We start from the raw sequence: 16,793 nt of genomic DNA on the forward strand, positions 1-16,793 counted from the left end.
CGCGGGGCGAAGGGGATCGTGCGCCGGTGCGCGGTGGGACAGCCCTTAGGAGCGGTGGCAGATGTACGCCAGCGTGCCCAGCAGCAACCGCGCCTGCGGGGGAGCGGCCGTGGTGTCCAGGGCCGGGGGGCGCAGCCAGCGGACCGGCCCGAGGCCGCCGAGGTCGGACGGCGGGGCGGTGATGTGCGATCCGGGACCCAGCCCCCGCAGGTCCAGACCGGCGTCGTCCCAGCCCATCCGGTAGAGCAGCCGGGGCAGCTCGGCGGCGGCTCCCGGGGCGACGAGGAACTGGGCCCGGCCCGCCGGGGTCACGGCCACCGGTCCCAGCGGCAGGCCCATCCGCTCCAGCCGGCCCAGCGCGCGGCGCCCGGCTCCCTCGGCGACGTCCAGGACGTCGAAGGCGCGGCCCACGGGCAGCAGCATCGAGGCGCCGGGCACCTCGGCCCAGGCGTGCGCGGCGACGTCGAGCGTGGCACCGGCCGGGACCTCGCGGGCGAAGGCCAGCGGATGGTTGCCGGGCGCCGGGCACACCGGGTCGCCGCACGAGCAGACGCCCGCCACGGTCCGCGCGCCGGGCACCACCGCCCAGCCCCACAGTCCTGTGTACTCGGCCACCGCGGTGCCCTCGGCCGTGCGGCCGCGGCGCCGTGAGCCGGATCGCATCTCACGGATGCCGCCGATCGTGAAGCCCATACCCCCTCCAACGGGTCCGAGTCATCGGTGGTTACGACCCGGAGCCTTCGCTCAACCCTCCGCTGTCGCTCTCGATCGGGCGGCGCGCGGGTGTGCACAGAGGGTGAATGGCGCGGATTACGCGCCCCCAAAGTGCCCCAATCCGCCGGTCGCTGATCGTCGTCTGTCAAGTCAAGCGCGCCAGTGGGCAGTCGGGTTCATTCGAAGGGGTGGCGAATGGTGGCGTTTCCGTAAGGGCCCTCGCGGGAGGGGTGATCGTAGGATTACCGTCGGTACACGAACCCTGGAAGTATGTGCACCCACGGGTATGCCGGAGGCAAACCGATTTCCTGTTCGACGGTGTGCGATCTCCCTACGGGCCGCACCGATGCACGGCATTCTGATAGTGGTTCGCGCGATGAGGTTTTCGGCGGGGATGGGGGCGTTCCAGTGAGTGGCAGCGGCGCAGGCGGGACGAATACCGGGAAGCGCCCCAACGGGCAACTGGGATCGTGGTTCGTGCGCAGCGGCTGGTCCAAGGGCGAGCTGGCCCGGCAGGTGAACCGGCGGGCGCGGCAGATGGGCGCCCTGCACATCAGCACCGACACCTCGCGGGTGCGGCGCTGGCTGGACGGTGAGCAGCCCCGCGAGCCGATCCCGCGCATCCTCTCCGAGCTCTTCTCGGAACGGTTCGGCAGCGTCGTCGCCGTCGAGGACCTCGGGCTGCGCACCGCGCACCAGTCCCCCTCGGTGGCCGGTGTCGACCTGCCGTGGGCGGGCCCGCAGACCGTCGCCCTGCTCAGCGAGTTCTCCCGCAGCGACCTGATGCTCGCCCGGCGCGGATTCCTCGGCACCTCGCTCGCCCTCGCCGCGGGACCCGCGCTCATCGAACCGATGCAGCGCTGGCTGGTGCCCGTGGCCGGCACGGACACCACGGACCAGGAGCCGCCGTCGGCCGCCCGCCGCCCCTCCCGGCTCTCCCGGCCGGAGCTGGATCTGCTGGAGTCCACCACCGCGATGTTCCGCCAGTGGGACGCGCAGTGCGGCGGCGGACTGCGCCGCAAAGCCGTCGTCGGCCAGCTCCACGAGGTCACCGACCTGTTGCAGGAGCCGCACCCCGCGGCCACGTCCAAGCGGCTCTTCCGGTGCGCGGCCGAACTCGCCGAACTGGCGGGCTGGATGAGTTACGACGTCGGCCTCCAGCCCACCGCGCAGAAGTACTTCGTCCTGGCCCTGCACGCAGCCAAGGAAGCCGGTGACAAACCGCTCGGCAGCTATGTGCTGTCCAGCATGAGCCGGCAGATGATCCACCTCGGCCGCCCGGACGACGCCCTGGAGCTCATCCATCTCGCCCAGTACGGCAGCCGGGACTGCGCCACCCCCCGTACCCAGGCCATGCTGTACGCGATGGAGGCCCGCGCCTACGCCAACATGGGCCAGCCCAGCAAGTGCAAGCGGGCCGTCCGCATGGCCGAGGACACCTTCACCGACGCCGGAATCGACGGCGAGCCCGAACCGGACTGGATCCGCTTCTTCTCCGAGGCCGAGCTCAACGGCGAGAACGCCCACTCCTACCGCGACCTCGCCTATGTCGCGGGCCGCAGCCCCACGTACGCCTCGCTCGCCGAGCCCGTCATGGCGAGGGCCGTCGACCTCTTCGGCGAGGACGACGAGCACCAGCGCTCGTACGCGCTCAATCTGATCGGGATGGCCACCGTCCATCTGCTCAAGCGCGAGCCGGAGCAGTCCACGGTGCTGGCCGCCGAGGCACTGAAGATCGCCAGGAAGGTGCGTTCCGAGCGGGTGAACACCCGGCTGCGCAAGACCGTCGACACCGCCGCCAGGGACTTCGGCGATGTCGACGATGTCGCCCGGCTCACCGACCGGCTCACCGAACAGCTGCCGGAGACCGCCGAAGCGGTCTGACCCGGCCCGCCCGCCACCGGCCGCGGCGCCCCTCCCCGTACACCCCGACCCGGCTCCCCCATCGCCGGTCACACGGAGGGCCGCCGTGGCCGGTTCCTGTGTCCCGGCACCTCAACCGCGCCGTATGCGGCGCGGGCCGCACGGCGGCCCGGGGCACCGGACACAGCACCGGCGGTTCATTCCGCCGTAACACGCGCTCCTTCTTCGTCACTGGTGCGAAACACCGTGCGGCATCCGTGGAAACGGCGCTCGGCCAGTCTCATGGCCCATAACCGGCCCGCACCTTTTCCCCAGTGGTCCCGCGGCTCTTCCCGCACGCGGCCGCACCGACGACGAGGAGACGCCGATGCCCCCAGGCATCACGACGCTTGCCGCAGACGCCCCGGAGCTGTCTGCCGCCAACACCGGGTTCATGCTCATCTGCTCGGCCCTGGTGATGCTCATGACCCCGGCCCTGGCCTTCTTCTACGGAGGCATGGTCCGCGTCAAGAGCACCCTCAACATGCTGATGATGAGCTTCATCAGCCTCGGGATCGTCACCATCCTGTGGGTGCTCTACGGATTCAGCCTCGCCTTCGGCACCGACACCGGCTCGCTCATCGGCTGGAGCGCGGACTACGTCGGCCTCAGCGGGATCGGCGTCACCGAACTCTGGGACGGCTACACCATCCCGGTCTATGTCTTCGCCGTCTTCCAGCTGATGTTCGCCGTCCTCACCCCGGCCCTGATCAGCGGCGCCCTCGCCGACCGCGTCAGGTTCACCGCCTGGGCGGTCTTCATCACCCTCTGGGTCACCATCGTCTACTTCCCGGTCGCCCACTGGGTCTGGGGCGCGGGCGGCTGGCTCTTCGAGATGGGGGTCATCGACTTCGCCGGCGGTACGGCCGTCCACATCAACGCGGGTGCCGCCGCCCTCGGCGTGATCCTCGTGATCGGCAGGCGCGTCGGCTTCCGGAAGGACCCGATGCGGCCGCACAGCCTGCCGCTCGTCATGCTCGGCGCCGGTCTCCTGTGGTTCGGCTGGTTCGGCTTCAACGCGGGCTCCTGGCTCGGCAACGACGACGGCGTCGGCGCCGTCATGTTCGTCAACACGCAGGTGGCCACCGCGGCCGCGATGCTCGCCTGGCTCGGGTACGAGAAGCTGCGCCACGGCTCCTTCACCACGCTCGGCGCCGCCTCCGGGGCCGTCGCCGGACTCGTCGCCATCACCCCGGCGGGCGGCTCGGTCAGCCCGCTCGGCGCCATCGCCGTCGGTGCCGTCGCCGGTGTGCTCTGCGCCATGGCCGTCGGCCTGAAGTACCGGTTCGGCTACGACGATTCCCTCGATGTCGTCGGCGTCCACCTGGTCGGCGGTATCGCCGGCTCCCTGCTCGTGGGCCTCTTCGCCACCGGCGGTGTCCAGTCCGACGCGGCCGGTCTCTTCTACGGCGGCGGCCTCGGCCAGCTCGGCAAGCAGGCCGTCGGCGTCCTCGCCGTCCTCGCGTACTCCCTGGCCGTCTCCGCGGTCCTCGCCCTCCTGCTCGACCGGACCATCGGCATGCGGGTCCCCGAGGACGACGAGATCTCCGGCATCGACCAGGTCGAGCACGCCGAGACGGCATACGACTTCAGCGGCGCCGGCGGCGGCTCCGCCCCGCGCACCGCCGCCCCGGCACCGGGCACGACGTCAGCATCGAAGGCAGAGAAGGTGGACGCATGAAGCTCATCACCGCAGTCGTGAAGCCGCACCGGCTGGACGAGATCAAGGAGGCCCTCCAGGCCTTCGGCGTCCAGGGCCTCACCGTCACGGAAGCCAGCGGCTACGGGCGTCAGCGCGGGCACACCGAGGTCTACCGGGGTGCCGAGTACACCGTCGACCTCGTCCCGAAGATCCGTATCGAGGTCCTGGTCGAGGACGAGGACTCCGAACAGCTCATCGACGTGGTCGTGAACGCGGCCCGGACCGGCAAGATCGGGGACGGCAAGGTCTGGAGCGTCCCGGTCGAGACCGCCGTCCGGGTCCGGACCGGCGAACGCGGTCCCGACGCCCTCTGACCGACGGCCCGCCAACGGAAAGGCAGCTGGGTGACGAGCACCGGGACGACCACCGGATCCGAAGCGCCGGGACCCAGCGGCTACGCGGCGGCCCGGCTGCGTCTCCTCCAGGAGGAGACGCGGTCCGGGCCGCCGCGCCGCGCGGCCCTCGCCCGCCTCACCGACGACTGGCTGACCGGTCTGTTCACCGCGGCCGCCGAACATACCGGGGTCCGCGGCACCGCCCTCGTCGCAGTCGGCGGCTACGGCCGCGGCGAACTCTCCCCGCGCAGCGACCTCGATCTGCTGCTCCTGCACGACGGCAGCGCCGACGCCGGGGCACTGGCCGCCCTCGCCGACCGCCTCTGGTACCCCGTCTGGGACCTCGGCCTGGCCCTCGACCACTCCGTACGCACCCCGGGCGAGGCCCGCAGGACCGCCGGCGAGGACCTCAAGGTCCAGCTCGGCCTGCTGGACGCCCGCCCCGTCGCCGGGGACCTCGGCCTCGTCGCCGCCCTGCGCACCGCGGTCCTCGCCGACTGGCGCAACCAGGCGGCCGGACGTCTCCCCGCCCTCGACGAACTCTGCCGGGAGCGGGCCGAGCGCACGGGCGAGCTCCGGTTCCTCCTCGAACCGGACCTCAAGGAGGCCCGCGGCGGCCTCCGCGACGCCACCGCGCTGCGCGCCGTCGCCGCCTCCTGGGTCGCCGACGCTCCCCGCGAGGGGCTCGCCGAGGCCCGCCGCACCCTCCTCGACGTCCGCGACGCGCTCCACCTCACCACCGGCCGCGCCACCGACCGCCTCGCCCTCCAGGAACAGGACCAGGTCGCCCGGTCCCTCGGCCTGCTCGACGCCGACGCACTGCTGCGCCAGGTGTACGAGGCCGCGCGCACCGTCTCGTACGCCGCCGACGTCACCTGGCGCGAGGTCGGCCGTGTCCTGCGCGCCCGCTCCGTACGCCCCCGGCTCCGCGCCCTGCTCGGCGGGAGGGGAGCCCCCGAGCGCACCCCGCTCGCCGACGGGGTGGTGGAAGCGGACGGCGAGGTCGTCCTCGCCCGCGCCGCCCGGCCCGAGCAGGACCCCGTCCTGACCCTGCGGGCGGCCGCCGCGGCCGCCGAGTCCGGACTGCCGCTCTCCCGCCACCTCGTCCGCCACCTCGCCGCCGCGGCCCGCCCGCTGCCCGTGCCCTGGCCCGCCGAGGCCCGCGAGGAGCTCGTCACCCTCCTCGGGGCCGGTGAGCCGACCGTCGGCGTCTGGGAGGCGCTGGAGTCCGAGGGGATCATCACGCGGCTGCTGCCGGACTGGGAGCGGGTCCACTGCCGCCCCCAGCGCAACCCCGTCCACACCTGGACCGTCGACCGCCACCTCGTGGAGACCGCCGTCCGGGCCGCCGCCCTCACCCGACGCGTCCACCGCCCCGACCTTCTCCTGGTCGCCGCCCTGCTCCACGACATCGGCAAGGGCCGGCCCGGCGACCACTCCGTGGCGGGCGAGGTCATCGCCCGGGACATGGCCGCCCGCATCGGCTTCGAGGGGCACGACGTGGGGGTCATCGCCACCCTCGTACGCCACCATCTGCTGCTCGTCGAGACCGCCACCCGCCGTGACCTCGACGACCCCGCCACCGTCCGCTCCGTCGCCACCGTCGTCGGCACCACCTCCACGCTGGAGCTGCTGCACGCCCTCACCGAGGCCGACGCGCTCGCCACCGGCCCCGCCGCCTGGAGCTCCTGGCGCGCCTCGCTCGTCGCCGACCTCGTCGGACGCGTCCGCGCCGTCCTGGCGGGCGAGGTCCCCCGGGAACCGGAACCCACCGCGCCCGGCGCCGAGCAGGAACGCCTCGCCATCGAGGCCCTGCGCACCGGCGAACCCGTCCTGGCCCTGCACACCCAGCCCGCGCGGCCCGCCGCCGACGGCGGACCGGAACCCGTCGGGGTGGAGCTCCTCATCGCCCTGCCCGACCGTCCGGGCGTGCTGCCCGCGGCCGCCGGAGTCCTCGCCCTGCACCGCCTCACCGTCCGCGCCGCCGAACTGCGCGCCGTGGAACTGCCCACCGAAGTGGGCGAAACCGCGGACCTGCTGCTGCTCAGCTGGCGGGTGGCGGCCGAGTACGGGTCCCTCCCGCAGGCGGCCCGGCTCCGCGCCGACCTCGTACGCGCCCTGGACGGCTCCCTGGACATCCGGGCCCGCCTCGCCGAGCGGGAGGCCGCCTACCCGCGCCGCCGCGGGGTGAAGGCTCCGCCGCCCCGGGTGACGGTCGCGGCGGCGGGCTCCCGGCTCGCGACGGTGATCGAGGTCCGGGCCCAGGACGCCCCGGGGCTGCTGCACCGGATCGGCCGGGCCCTGGAGCAGAGCGCGGTACGGGTGCGCAGCGCCCATGTCTCCACGCTGGGAGCCAACGCGGTGGACGCCTTCTACGTCACCGGGGCGGACGGCGGACCGCTGTCCGGTGCGCGGGCCGCCGAGGTCGCCGGGGAGGTCGAGAAGGCCCTCGGCTGACCCGCCCGAACGCACGGAAAAGCCCTCGTCCGGTACGAGAACCGGGCGAGGGCTTCGCGTTCCGCGGGGGCCGGATACCCTGGAGTGCGACTGACCTGCCCCGCCCCCGACCCTGAGGACCGACGAGCGCCGTGTTCGATACTCTCTCCGACCGCCTTAGCGCGACTTTCAAGAACCTCAGGGGCAAGGGCCGCTTGTCCGAGGCGGACATCGACGCCACGGCCCGCGAGATCCGTATCGCGCTCCTCGAAGCCGATGTGGCCCTGCCGGTCGTGCGCGCGTTCATCGCCAACGTCAAGGAGCGGGCGCGCGGCGTCGAGGTCTCCCAGTCGCTGAACCCCGCCCAGCAGATGATCAAGATCGTCAACGAGGAGCTCGTCGGCATCCTCGGCGGCGAGACCCGGCGCATGCGGTTCGCCAAGACCGCGCCGACCGTGATCATGCTCGCGGGCCTCCAGGGTGCCGGTAAGACCACCCTCGCCGGAAAGCTCGGCCTCTGGCTCAAGGGCCAGGGCCACTCCCCGCTGCTGGTCGCCTGCGACCTCCAGCGCCCCAACGCCGTCAACCAGCTCAGTGTCGTCGCCGACCGTGCCGGTGTCGCGGTGTACGCCCCGGAGCCGGGCAACGGCGTCGGCGACCCGGTCCAGGTCGCCAAGGACTCGGTCGAGTTCGCCCGCTCCAAGCAGTACGACGTCGTCGTCGTCGACACCGCGGGCCGTCTCGGTATCGACCAGGAGCTGATGCAGCAGGCCGCGGACATCCGCGACGCCGTCAGCCCGGACGAGATCCTCTTCGTCGTCGACGCGATGATCGGCCAGGACGCGGTGAACACCGCCGAGGCCTTCCGCGACGGCGTCGGCTTCGACGGTGTGGTGCTCTCCAAGCTCGACGGTGACGCCCGCGGTGGCGCGGCCCTGTCGATCGCCCATGTCACGGGCAAGCAGATCATGTTCGCGTCGAACGGCGAGAAGCTCGAGGACTTCGACGCCTTCCACCCGGACCGCATGGCCTCCCGCATCCTCGACATGGGTGACCTGCTCACCCTGATCGAGCAGGCGGAGAAGACGTTCAGTCAGGAAGAGGCCGCCAAAATGGCCTCCAAGCTGGCGTCGAGCAAGGGCAAGGACTTCACGCTCGACGACTTCCTGGCCCAGATGGAGCAGGTCCGGAAGATGGGCTCCATCTCCAAGCTGCTCGGGATGCTGCCCGGCATGGGGCAGATCAAGGACCAGATCAACAACATCGACGAGCGCGACGTGGACCGTACCGCGGCGATCATCAAGTCGATGACCCCGAAGGAACGCGCCGAGCCCACGATCATCAACGGCTCGCGCCGGGCCCGCATCGCCAAGGGCTCGGGCGTCGAGGTCTCCGCCGTGAAGAGTCTGGTGGAGCGCTTCTTCGAGGCCCGCAAGATGATGTCGAAGATGGCCCAGGGCGGCGGCATGCCCGGGATGCCGGGGATGCCGGGCATGGGCGGCGGCCCCGGCCGTCAGAAGAAGCAGGTCAAGCAGGCCAAGGGCAAGCGCAAGAGCGGCAACCCCATGAAGCGCAAGGCCGAGGAGCAGGCCGAGGCGGCCCGGCGCGAGCAGGCGGCGCAGGGCGGCGCGTTCGGACTGCCGGCCGGTCAGGGCGGCAAGCCCGCCGAGGACTTCGCCCTCCCGGACGAGTTCAAGAAGTTCATGGGCTGACGGCCCACGGACCACGCGTAAGGGGCGCCCACCAATGGTGGGCGCCCCTTACGGCGTTCACGCGTGCCCCGCGGCCGGGTGACCCGACGGCCGACGTTCGCCCCGGGCCCGGCGGTCTACGCGGCGTGCCGCCCCGGGCGCAGCGCCCGGCCGTTGGCCAGCCCCGCCGGGTCCAGCGACAGCGACACGGCGGCGGTCGCGCCCACGTCCGCCAGGCTGTCCGCGTCCGGCAGCAGCTCCACCGCGCCCGCGCCGGGCCGGTGGATGAGGACGGGGACGTACTCACGGGTGTGGAAGGCGTGCCCGGCCGTCGGGTCGTTGCCGTGGTCACCGGTCACGATGAGGCGGTCGCCGGGGCTGTCGAGCAGGGCCACGAGCGCGGCCAGGCCCGCGTCGACCTGTTCCAGGAGGCGCCCGTACCGCTCGGTGTCCTGCTGGTGCCCGGCCAGGTCCGTCTCCTGGACGTTGGCGACCACCAGGCCGTCGCCCGCGGCGCGTACCGCTTCGAGGGTGTACGCGAACACGTCCGCGGTCCCCACCGCGGGGTGCCGTACCGCCGCGTCGCAGGCCAGGATGTCGGCGGCCTTCCCCACCAGGGTGACGGGGATGCCCGCGCGGGCGGCCAGATCGGGCAGCTGGCGGGTGTGGTCGAGCCGGGCACCCAGGTGCTGCACTTCGAGGCCGCCGTTGCGGTAGAAGCCGGTGGCGGGGGTGTCGATGCCGACCGTGCCCGCCTCCCCGGCGCGAACGAAGCGCGGCAGCGGGCCGTCCGCGTGGCCGCCGACCGCGATGACCCGGGCCACCGGGGCGACGGTGCGCACCGCACGGGCGACGGCGAGGATGCCGTCCGGGCCGTCGAACGGCAGGTCCTCCAGCCGGCCGGAGGCGTTCCAGTTGATCCCCGGATCGGCCTCCAGGTTGTCGTGGACCAGAACCGCCCCGTCGACGACCAGGAGCGGCTTGCCCTCCAGCGGTTCGACGCGGTGTCCGGCCGCTTCGAGGACGGCGGTCACCTCCCCGATGTGGTCCGCGAGCCGGGCCACGGTGACGCGGCTGAAGTCGGCTCCCATCATCGTCTGATGGCCGGCGAAGGTGTCGGCGCCCGGATAGCCGAGGGCGGCCCGGCCCGCGGCGACGGGCAGATGTGTCCGGCGGGCGAGGTCCGGGTGCGGGTGGACGAGGCCGAGGCCGAGCGCGCCCAGGACCGGCAGCCGCAGCGGGCGGCCGAAGGCCTCGCGGCAGTGGTCCAGGACATGTCCGCAGGTGTCGGCGGTGAGATCGCCGGGGCGCAGCGTGCCCGCGTCGGGCATGGCGCCGACGCCGAATCCGTCGATGACGACGATGACGGTCTTGGCCATGGGATGCCTCCTCAGCTCAGGGCCCGGCCCTGGGCGTCGTACAGACCGATCCGGCGGGGCCCCCCGGAGGAGAGTCCGGAGACGACGGCGACGGTCGAGCGGGTGACGAAGATCTGGGTACGGAAGGCGAGCAGCGCGGTGTCGCCGAGCCGGACCTCCTGCCCGGCGGCGGGCGCGTCGAGCAGCCGGTAGTAATCGATGTTCTCGGCGGGCGCGTCCTGTACGCCCAGGCGTGCGCCGGTGCGTGGCAGCAGTGCGCTCTTGATGTGGGAGCGGGCGTAGAACCCGCCGCCGAAGAGCGCGGGACGGCCGTCGTCCAGCGTGTGGGCGACCTCGCTGACGTACACATAGGCCGGCGTCTCCGGCTGCGCCGGGTCGAGCGCGTGCAGCGGGGTGGTGCCGGTCAGGGCGTGGCCCGGTTCGCCGTGGGTGGCGCCGAGTCCGGCGAGCAGCGGGAGGGAGGCCATCGAGGTGGCGCTCGGGGCGCTCAGCTTGAGGTCCCCGTGGCCGCGGGCGGCGAGGAGCTCGCGGGCCTTGAGCGCGAGCGTGAAGTTGGGCGTGGCGTACGGGACCCCGGTCACCGGATCGCACAGGACGCACGGGAAGGCGGTGACGCCCGCGATCCGGATGCCGGGCAGCCGCTCGGCGGCCTCCGCGAACGTGTCCAGGCGGGACAGCGGGACACCGCCCTCCTGGCCGGGGTAGACGGTGCCCTCGGCGCCTTCGAGGCGGACGAGGACGTCCTGGACGAAGCCGAGCCCCGCGGCCGCTTCGGAGACCGCGCGGGCGTTGTCCAGGTCGTAGACGGTGACGGTCTCGGGCCGCCAGGCCAGCATCCCGGGCAGCGCGCGGCGGGGGATCTGGACGAGGTGGCCGAGGTTGCCCGCGCGGGCGCCCGCGGCGTGCAGGGTGCGGGCCTCGGGCGCGTCGATCGCGGCGTACTCGGGGATGTGCCGGGCGACGGCGGCGATCAGCTCCGGGTTGCGGCCGAGCTGCTTGACGACGAACCAGAGCGAGAGGCCGAGCCGTTCGGCCTCGGCGGCCAGGAGCGCGGCGTTGGCCTCGACCGCGTCGAGGTCCATCACATAGGTGTCGGGCGGGATCGCGCCGTCGCGGTGGAGCGCCGCCGCGGTCTCGACGAGCCCGGGGTTGCGGGTGAGAAGGGTGTCGAGGAACACGGTCAGTCGTCCTTCGGGTCGTTCAGAGCGTCCAGCGAACGGCGCAGGATCTCGATCACGAGGTCCGCGCCCGCCCGCATCGGGTTGATGCGCACGGTCCAGTCGGCCAGCTCGGGGGAGTCCTCCAGCGCGGAGCTGGACATCCGGTAGAAGAGCGGGGCGATCTCGTAGCGCGAGTTGGAGCCGACGGGGTACGGGGCCGCGCCGAACCGGGCGGCGACGGCGGGCAGCTCCTTCGCCACCGGCCGGTCGAGGCGGACCAGCAGGCAGCGGTCCTGGGCGTTGGCGAGCCGCACCTCGGCGACCCCGGCCACCTCGCCCGCCGCCAGCCGGTCCGCGACCTCGGTGCCGACCCGCGACTGCACGGACCACATCACCGGTACGTGGGTGAGCGCGCGCAGCGCGTCGAGCGCCTGGTGGCCCTGGACCTGGCCGCCGCCGGAGTAGTTGTCGCGGCGGATGTGCTCGACCAGGCCGCGGGCGCCGACGACGATCCCGACACCCTCCGGGCCGTGCAGCTTGAACAGCGAGAAGCACGAGGCGTCGGCGCCCAGCTCCACCCCGGCGGCGGGGGTGCGCATGACGGCGTAGTTGTCGTCGACGATCGTGCGGACACCGGCCGCCCGGCAGGCCGCCAGGACCGCGCCGGGGTCGTAGGAGTCGGCGAGCCGCTGGCGGGTGTGCTGGACGTAGGCCCAGCGGAACCGGCCCGACTCCAGCGCCGCGCGCAGCTCGTCGGGGTCGTTGAAGTCGGCCTCGACGGTCTGTACGCCGATGCCGCGCAGGGTGACCTCGGTGGTGCGGTAGACGGGCGCGCGGTGGATCAGCAGCGGGTCGCCCGACCGGACGGCGGCGTTCAGGGCGGCCCGGATCGCCCCCGTGCCGGCGCCCTGCACGAAGGCGGCGTCCTCGGCGCCGAAGAAGTCGGCGAGGACGGCTTCGACACGGGCGGTGGTGCGGGGGCGGCCGAGACCGGGGACGACCCCGGCGTCGGAGGCGAAGAGCTGCGGGCCCTCGAAGTGCCGGGCGGTGGCCTCGATCAGCCGGAACTGCCGGGCGACGGCGTCGGACAGCTCCACCGTCGGCAGCGGGAACGTCTCGGGGAGTGCGGGACTCATGGTCAGATCTCCTCCACGCTCGCGCCGGTGAGGAAGCGCAGCGGGTTGCGGCGGGTCATCAGGTCGATCAGGTCCTCGTCCACACCGGCCGCGCGGGCCTTGGGCAGGAAGCCGCGGAAGAGGTGCCCGTAGCCCTGACCGCCCTCGGTGGTCAGATAGCCGTGGCGGGAGATGTCGCAGCTGAGCAACGCCCGGTCGGCGTGTCCGGCCTCAAGGAGGGCGAGCAGCAGCCGGAGCCGGGTGTCGTCGCTCTGGTAGCTGTCCTTGCCGACCGTGTCGAAGGCGACGTACGCGCCGCTCGCCGCCAGCTCCTTGTGCACCGCCGGGTCGTCGAGCAGGTCCTGGTGGCCGATGCTGATCCGGTGCGGCTCCAGGCCCTCGGCGGTGAGCAGGTCCAGCTGGGCGAGGCCGCCGCGGCCGAGCTGCGCGTGGGTGGCGACGGAGAGCCCGGTGGTGACGGCGGCCCGCGCACTGGCGCGCAGCACCTTGGCCTCGGGCGCCGTCGGGATGTCGCCGTGGCTGCCGATCTCGCCCAGGACGCCGGGCCGGATCCCGGTGGCCCCGATGCCGCCGTTGATCTCGCGGACGAGAGTGCCGGTCAGCTGTTCGACGCTGCTGTCGTCGATCTCGGGGGTGTGGAACGGCTCGTAGTACCAGCCGGTCGCGGCGACGACGGCGACCTGGGAGTCCCGGGCGATCCGGGCCAGGGTGCGCACATCGCGGCCCATGCCGCGGCAGGTCAGCTCGACGACCAGGGACAGCCCGAACTCCTCGCGGAGTCCGGCCAGCTCCGCGGTGACGGCGGCGGCGTGCCGCTCGGGGGTGAGGACGGCCGCGCCGTCGCCCCGGTGGTCCAGGTCCAGGACCAGGTGTTCGTGGGCGAGGGCGGGGCCGCGTACGGAATCGGGGGCGAGGTCTCCGAGCACGGTACGGAGAACGGGGGCGGGGTGGGGGGTGGCGCTGTTCATCGTGGGGGGTCCTTCCTGGCGGTGGCGTACCTGGCCCGGACCGGGCGTCAGCCCTTGACCGGGGTGAACAGATCGAGCCAGTACAGGAGGTTGAGGAGGATGCCGCCGACGATCACGGCCGCCGGTGCCGCGGCCATCCGGACGATCGGCCGGCCCATCGCCTCGTTCAGCAGGTAGAGCCCGCCGACCACGAGGATGCCGAGCCCGCCGCCCATCGCGTTGGCGGCCATCAGCGAACCGAAGAGGATCGCCAGCTGGAGGGTGTCGCTGATCGCGCTGCGCAGGTGCTCCGAGGAGTCGCGGACGCTGGGCAGCTTGCCGAGGAGCTTGCCGATGTAGGAGAGGGCCAGCACCTCGATGGCGAAGACGAGGGCGCCGACGATCGCGGCGACGAACGGGTTCGGCAGCAGGTAGCCGATGGGGTACACGAGGGTGAAGCCGGCGATGCCGTACGCGCCGGAGGCGAGCGCGGTCGTCGCGATCAGCGGGATGAACCCGAAGACCCGGTAGAAGTCGACCTGGGCGGCTTCGGCGTACTGCCCCTTGGCGATCAGGAAGCTGGTCGCCTCGCCGCCGCCGAATATGTGCATCTGGGCGAGCACACAGACCCCGGCCCCCAGCACCATGAACAGGGGGAGGTACTTGCGCAGCCGTGCCGCGCTGGTGCTGAAGAGCGAGGCCATCGGATCGTCGTCGAGGACGACCTCGGTGACGCCCGCCGCCTTGTCTGCCTTGCGCTGCCCCAGATCCTTGGCGACGGCGAGACCGATGAGCATCAGCACGCCGACGGCCATCGCCAGCGCCCCGGCGAACATGTTCGGCCAGAGCTTCATGGTCATGACGACCAGGGCGAATTCCAGGACACCGGCGATGCCGCCCCACTTGCGGCCGAACTGCTTGGTGATGGCCAGCACCGGGAAGAGCGTGAAGAGGAAGAGGATCGGCGTCGACATCTGCTGCATCGCGGTGATGAAGTCGACCGGCAGGTCGTGCGCCACGTTGTTGGCGCCGTTCAGCCCGAAGACGACGACCGCGCCCCAGGCACCGCCGAGGATCGGCGCGAGCCACTTCTTCGGCGACAGCATGCCGAGGATGTCCGTCGGCAGGAAGAGGAGCCACGGGTTCAGCACACCGGTGGAGAGCGCCATCGGCGCGCCGAGTCCGAAGATGAACCCGGCCGAGAGACCGAAAGAGACCGCCGTCGTGGCGCTGCGGGTGGTGCGCCCCTGGATGAAGTCCAGGAGGAACGGTCGTACGCCGTCGTTGAAGACGGCGAGCGCCATGTGCGAGATGTACGCGGTCAGCGCACAGAGGGCTATCACGGTCAGCTGCTGCGCCAGCGAGAAATCGAGGCCGGCGCCGGCTGCGAGTGTGGTACTCACGGGGTCACTCCTTCGTGCCCGGGATGATCAAGAAAAGTGGCTGGGGTCAGCCGCGGGCGGCGATGGCGCGCGCCATGAGGGGAGCGATGGTGTCGATCTGGTCCATCGAGAAGCCGAAGACCTTCTTGCCCTCGGCGAGCAGGGCGGTGATCTGCTCCTCGGTGGGGACGCTGCGGCCGAAGGTGTGGCAGGCGGCGTTGCCCATGAGACCCACGAGCACGCCGAGCGAGGCACCGGCCCCGGTGTGGCAGGTGCCCAGGTAGTAGTCGGCCTGTCCCACACGGAGCTTCATCGCGGCGTCCATGTCGCTGGAGGCGACGACGTCGATGCCGTCGATGCCCAGCTTCTTGATGGTGTCGGTGACCTCGATCTTGCCGACGCCGCCGGTGAGGATCTTCGTCATGGCTGTCCTTCTTCCGTGGGGTGGTGCGGCCGGGGGACGGTCCCGGCCGGGGGAGCGGAGTGGGTCAGGGGGCGGGGGTGGCGGGGGACTGCTGGGCCAGGACCGCGAGGTGCATGCCGAGGAAATTGACCTCGGACTCCGGCAGCGCGGAGCCGAGGTCGCGCTCGGCGCGCGCGGAGACGGCGCGGGCGCGGGCCACGGCGTCGGGATGCCCGGCCAGTTCCGCGGCGACCTGGTCGTCGGTGAGGAACTGCTCGATGGGCTCGCCGTTCAGCAGCCTGGTGAGCGCCATCATCAGATGGCTGGTGAGCATGCCCGCGGTCGCTTCGGTGACGGTGCGGCCGTCCGCTTCGAGGGCGGCCAGCTCGGCGGCGACGAAGTCGGCCACCTCGGGCCTGACCTGTCCGCCTTCACGGAAGAGCTGGATCCGCAGAGCGAGCTGGTCGTCCATGGTGATCCTCCTAAAATCAACAATAACCAGGATTTTGTATTTTGAAGGTGGCGAAGGTCCCCCGGTTTCAGGACCTTCGGCCCCCGTCCCGCCGGAGTGCGGCAGGACGGTCCGTCAGTACGAGGGCACGCGCTCGCCCCTGAGTACTTCGTTCTGGAGCGAGGTGATCAGGGAGAGGTCGAGCGAGTCCCGGACGGCGGCCAGGGCCTTCGCCCCGTCGGTCCGGCCGATGATGGCCGCGCTGGAGTTGCGCAGGGCCAGTTCACGGGTGACCTCGTCGCCGAGCGGGAGCACATCGACGCCGAGCCCGATCCGGTCCTGCGCCTCGTCGAGGTTCCACACGGTGGCGTCGACCTCGTCGCGGGCGAAGAGATCGCGCAGCTGCATGTACGAGGCCTCGCGCCACCGGACGTCCTCGCGTCCGGCGAAGACCCGCTCGACGAGCATCCGCAGGTCCTCCGACGCGTGGTCGACCGCGACCCGCAGGCCGGGGGCGTCCAGGTCGACGCCATGGCGTACGAGCATGCCGTGCGCGCCGACATAGGTGGCCGGGCCCAGATCGGCGACGAGCTCCACCGGGTGCTCGGAGATCAGCTGGTCGGCCGCGAAGCGGGACAGGACGACGAGGTCGACCTTTCCTTCGAGCAGCGCGGCGGTACGGGCTCCGGCGCCTCGCATGAACGTGATCGCGAAGGGGGCGCCGGCCTCCTCGAAGGCGCTGCGCAGCCCGGTCGCCAGGCCTTCGTAGCGCCGGGAGTACGGCAGGGGCATCGCGGCGAGCAGTGTCCCGAGGCCGGAGAGGCGCCACAGTATCGAGCGGTCCGAGCGGACGAGGAAGGTGCCGAGGTGGCCCCGGGCGGTCGTCTCGATGGCGCCCGATTCCTCCAGGAGCTGCAGCGCGGCCTGGACCGTGCCGTTGCCGCAGCCCAGCTCCTGGGCGTAGTCGCGAACGCGGGGCAGCCGGGTGTCCGGCTCGTGGTTGAGCAGCAGGACCGCGAGCTGCCGGGCAGCGAGGCCGTTTCGCGTGAGGAATCGGTCATCGAAGGCGTTCACGAAACGAACAGTAAACAGGATTCTGGATATTGGCAAGGAGCTCACCCGGGGAGCGTGGCGGGGCACGGGAAATGGCGTCCG

At 72.4% G+C, this 16,793-nt stretch carries 14 protein-coding genes; 5 read left to right on the plus strand and 9 right to left on the minus strand.

Annotated elements, in window-relative coordinates:
* Positions 1-45: 45 nt before the first annotated feature.
* A complete protein-coding gene (locus ACIGJO_RS28525; protein WP_399962896.1) occupies positions 46-693 on the minus strand; it encodes a bifunctional DNA primase/polymerase in 648 nt (215 codons plus the stop codon).
* A gap of 429 nt (positions 694-1,122) precedes the next feature.
* Here ACIGJO_RS28525 and ACIGJO_RS28530 point away from each other — a divergent pair, with 429 nt between their 5' ends.
* The 5 genes from ACIGJO_RS28530 to ffh all read left to right on the plus strand — a co-directional run bounded on the left by ACIGJO_RS28530 (position 1,123) and on the right by ffh (position 8,801).
* On the plus strand, positions 1,123-2,598 hold the full coding sequence (locus ACIGJO_RS28530) for a hypothetical protein (RefSeq protein WP_399962898.1): 1,476 nt from the start codon (positions 1,123-1,125) through the stop codon (positions 2,596-2,598).
* Between the two features lie 346 nt (positions 2,599-2,944).
* Positions 2,945-4,297 carry an ammonium transporter gene (locus ACIGJO_RS28535; RefSeq protein WP_399962900.1) on the plus strand — a complete coding sequence of 451 codons (1,353 nt, stop codon included), beginning with the start codon at positions 2,945-2,947 and terminating at the stop codon, positions 4,295-4,297.
* On the plus strand, positions 4,294-4,632 hold the full coding sequence (locus ACIGJO_RS28540) for a P-II family nitrogen regulator (RefSeq protein ID WP_399962902.1): 339 nt from the start codon (positions 4,294-4,296) through the stop codon (positions 4,630-4,632). Before ACIGJO_RS28535 ends, ACIGJO_RS28540 begins: the two co-directional genes overlap by 4 nt.
* 30 nt (positions 4,633-4,662) lie before the next feature.
* Positions 4,663-7,110: a [protein-PII] uridylyltransferase gene (locus ACIGJO_RS28545; RefSeq protein ID WP_399962904.1), complete on the plus strand. Its 2,448-nt coding sequence runs from the start codon at positions 4,663-4,665 to the stop codon at positions 7,108-7,110.
* Between the two features lie 131 nt (positions 7,111-7,241).
* A complete protein-coding gene (ffh, locus tag ACIGJO_RS28550) occupies positions 7,242-8,801 on the plus strand; it encodes a signal recognition particle protein (protein WP_399962906.1) in 1,560 nt (519 codons plus the stop codon).
* Between the two features lie 116 nt (positions 8,802-8,917).
* Here the strand turns inward: ffh and ACIGJO_RS28555 are convergent, their stop codons facing one another.
* The 8 genes from ACIGJO_RS28555 to yhfZ all read right to left on the minus strand — a co-directional run bounded on the left by ACIGJO_RS28555 (position 8,918) and on the right by yhfZ (position 16,712).
* Positions 8,918-10,159, minus strand: coding sequence for a phosphopentomutase (locus ACIGJO_RS28555; protein WP_399962908.1), 1,242 nt, complete (start codon positions 10,157-10,159; stop codon positions 8,918-8,920).
* An 11-nt stretch (positions 10,160-10,170) separates the two neighbouring features.
* On the minus strand, positions 10,171-11,337 hold the full coding sequence (locus ACIGJO_RS28560) for an alanine racemase (protein WP_399962910.1): 1,167 nt from the start codon (positions 11,335-11,337) through the stop codon (positions 10,171-10,173).
* 2 nt (positions 11,338-11,339) lie between these two features.
* Positions 11,340-12,455 carry an aminotransferase class V-fold PLP-dependent enzyme gene (locus ACIGJO_RS28565; protein ID WP_399962913.1) on the minus strand — a complete coding sequence of 372 codons (1,116 nt, stop codon included), beginning with the start codon at positions 12,453-12,455 and terminating at the stop codon, positions 11,340-11,342.
* A gap of 2 nt (positions 12,456-12,457) precedes the next feature.
* Positions 12,458-13,423 carry a phosphotriesterase gene (locus tag ACIGJO_RS28570; RefSeq protein ID WP_399962915.1) on the minus strand — a complete coding sequence of 322 codons (966 nt, stop codon included), beginning with the start codon at positions 13,421-13,423 and terminating at the stop codon, positions 12,458-12,460.
* Positions 13,424-13,470: 47 nt separating this feature from the next.
* A complete protein-coding gene (locus ACIGJO_RS28575; RefSeq protein WP_399962917.1) occupies positions 13,471-14,805 on the minus strand; it encodes a YhfT family protein in 1,335 nt (444 codons plus the stop codon).
* Between the two features lie 46 nt (positions 14,806-14,851).
* On the minus strand, positions 14,852-15,208 hold the full coding sequence (locus tag ACIGJO_RS28580) for a DUF2620 domain-containing protein (RefSeq protein WP_266924298.1): 357 nt from the start codon (positions 15,206-15,208) through the stop codon (positions 14,852-14,854).
* Between the two features lie 64 nt (positions 15,209-15,272).
* Entirely contained in the window at positions 15,273-15,659 is a 387-nt protein-coding gene (locus ACIGJO_RS28585; RefSeq protein ID WP_329945300.1) for a PRD domain-containing protein, read from the minus strand.
* 114 nt (positions 15,660-15,773) lie between these two features.
* On the minus strand, positions 15,774-16,712 hold the full coding sequence (gene yhfZ, locus ACIGJO_RS28590; protein WP_399962920.1) for a GntR family transcriptional regulator YhfZ: 939 nt from the start codon (positions 16,710-16,712) through the stop codon (positions 15,774-15,776).
* Positions 16,713-16,793: the final 81 nt, after the last annotated feature.

This window comes from Streptomyces sp. NPDC079020 (assembly GCF_044542225.1).
Classification (GTDB): domain Bacteria; phylum Actinomycetota; class Actinomycetes; order Streptomycetales; family Streptomycetaceae; genus Streptomyces.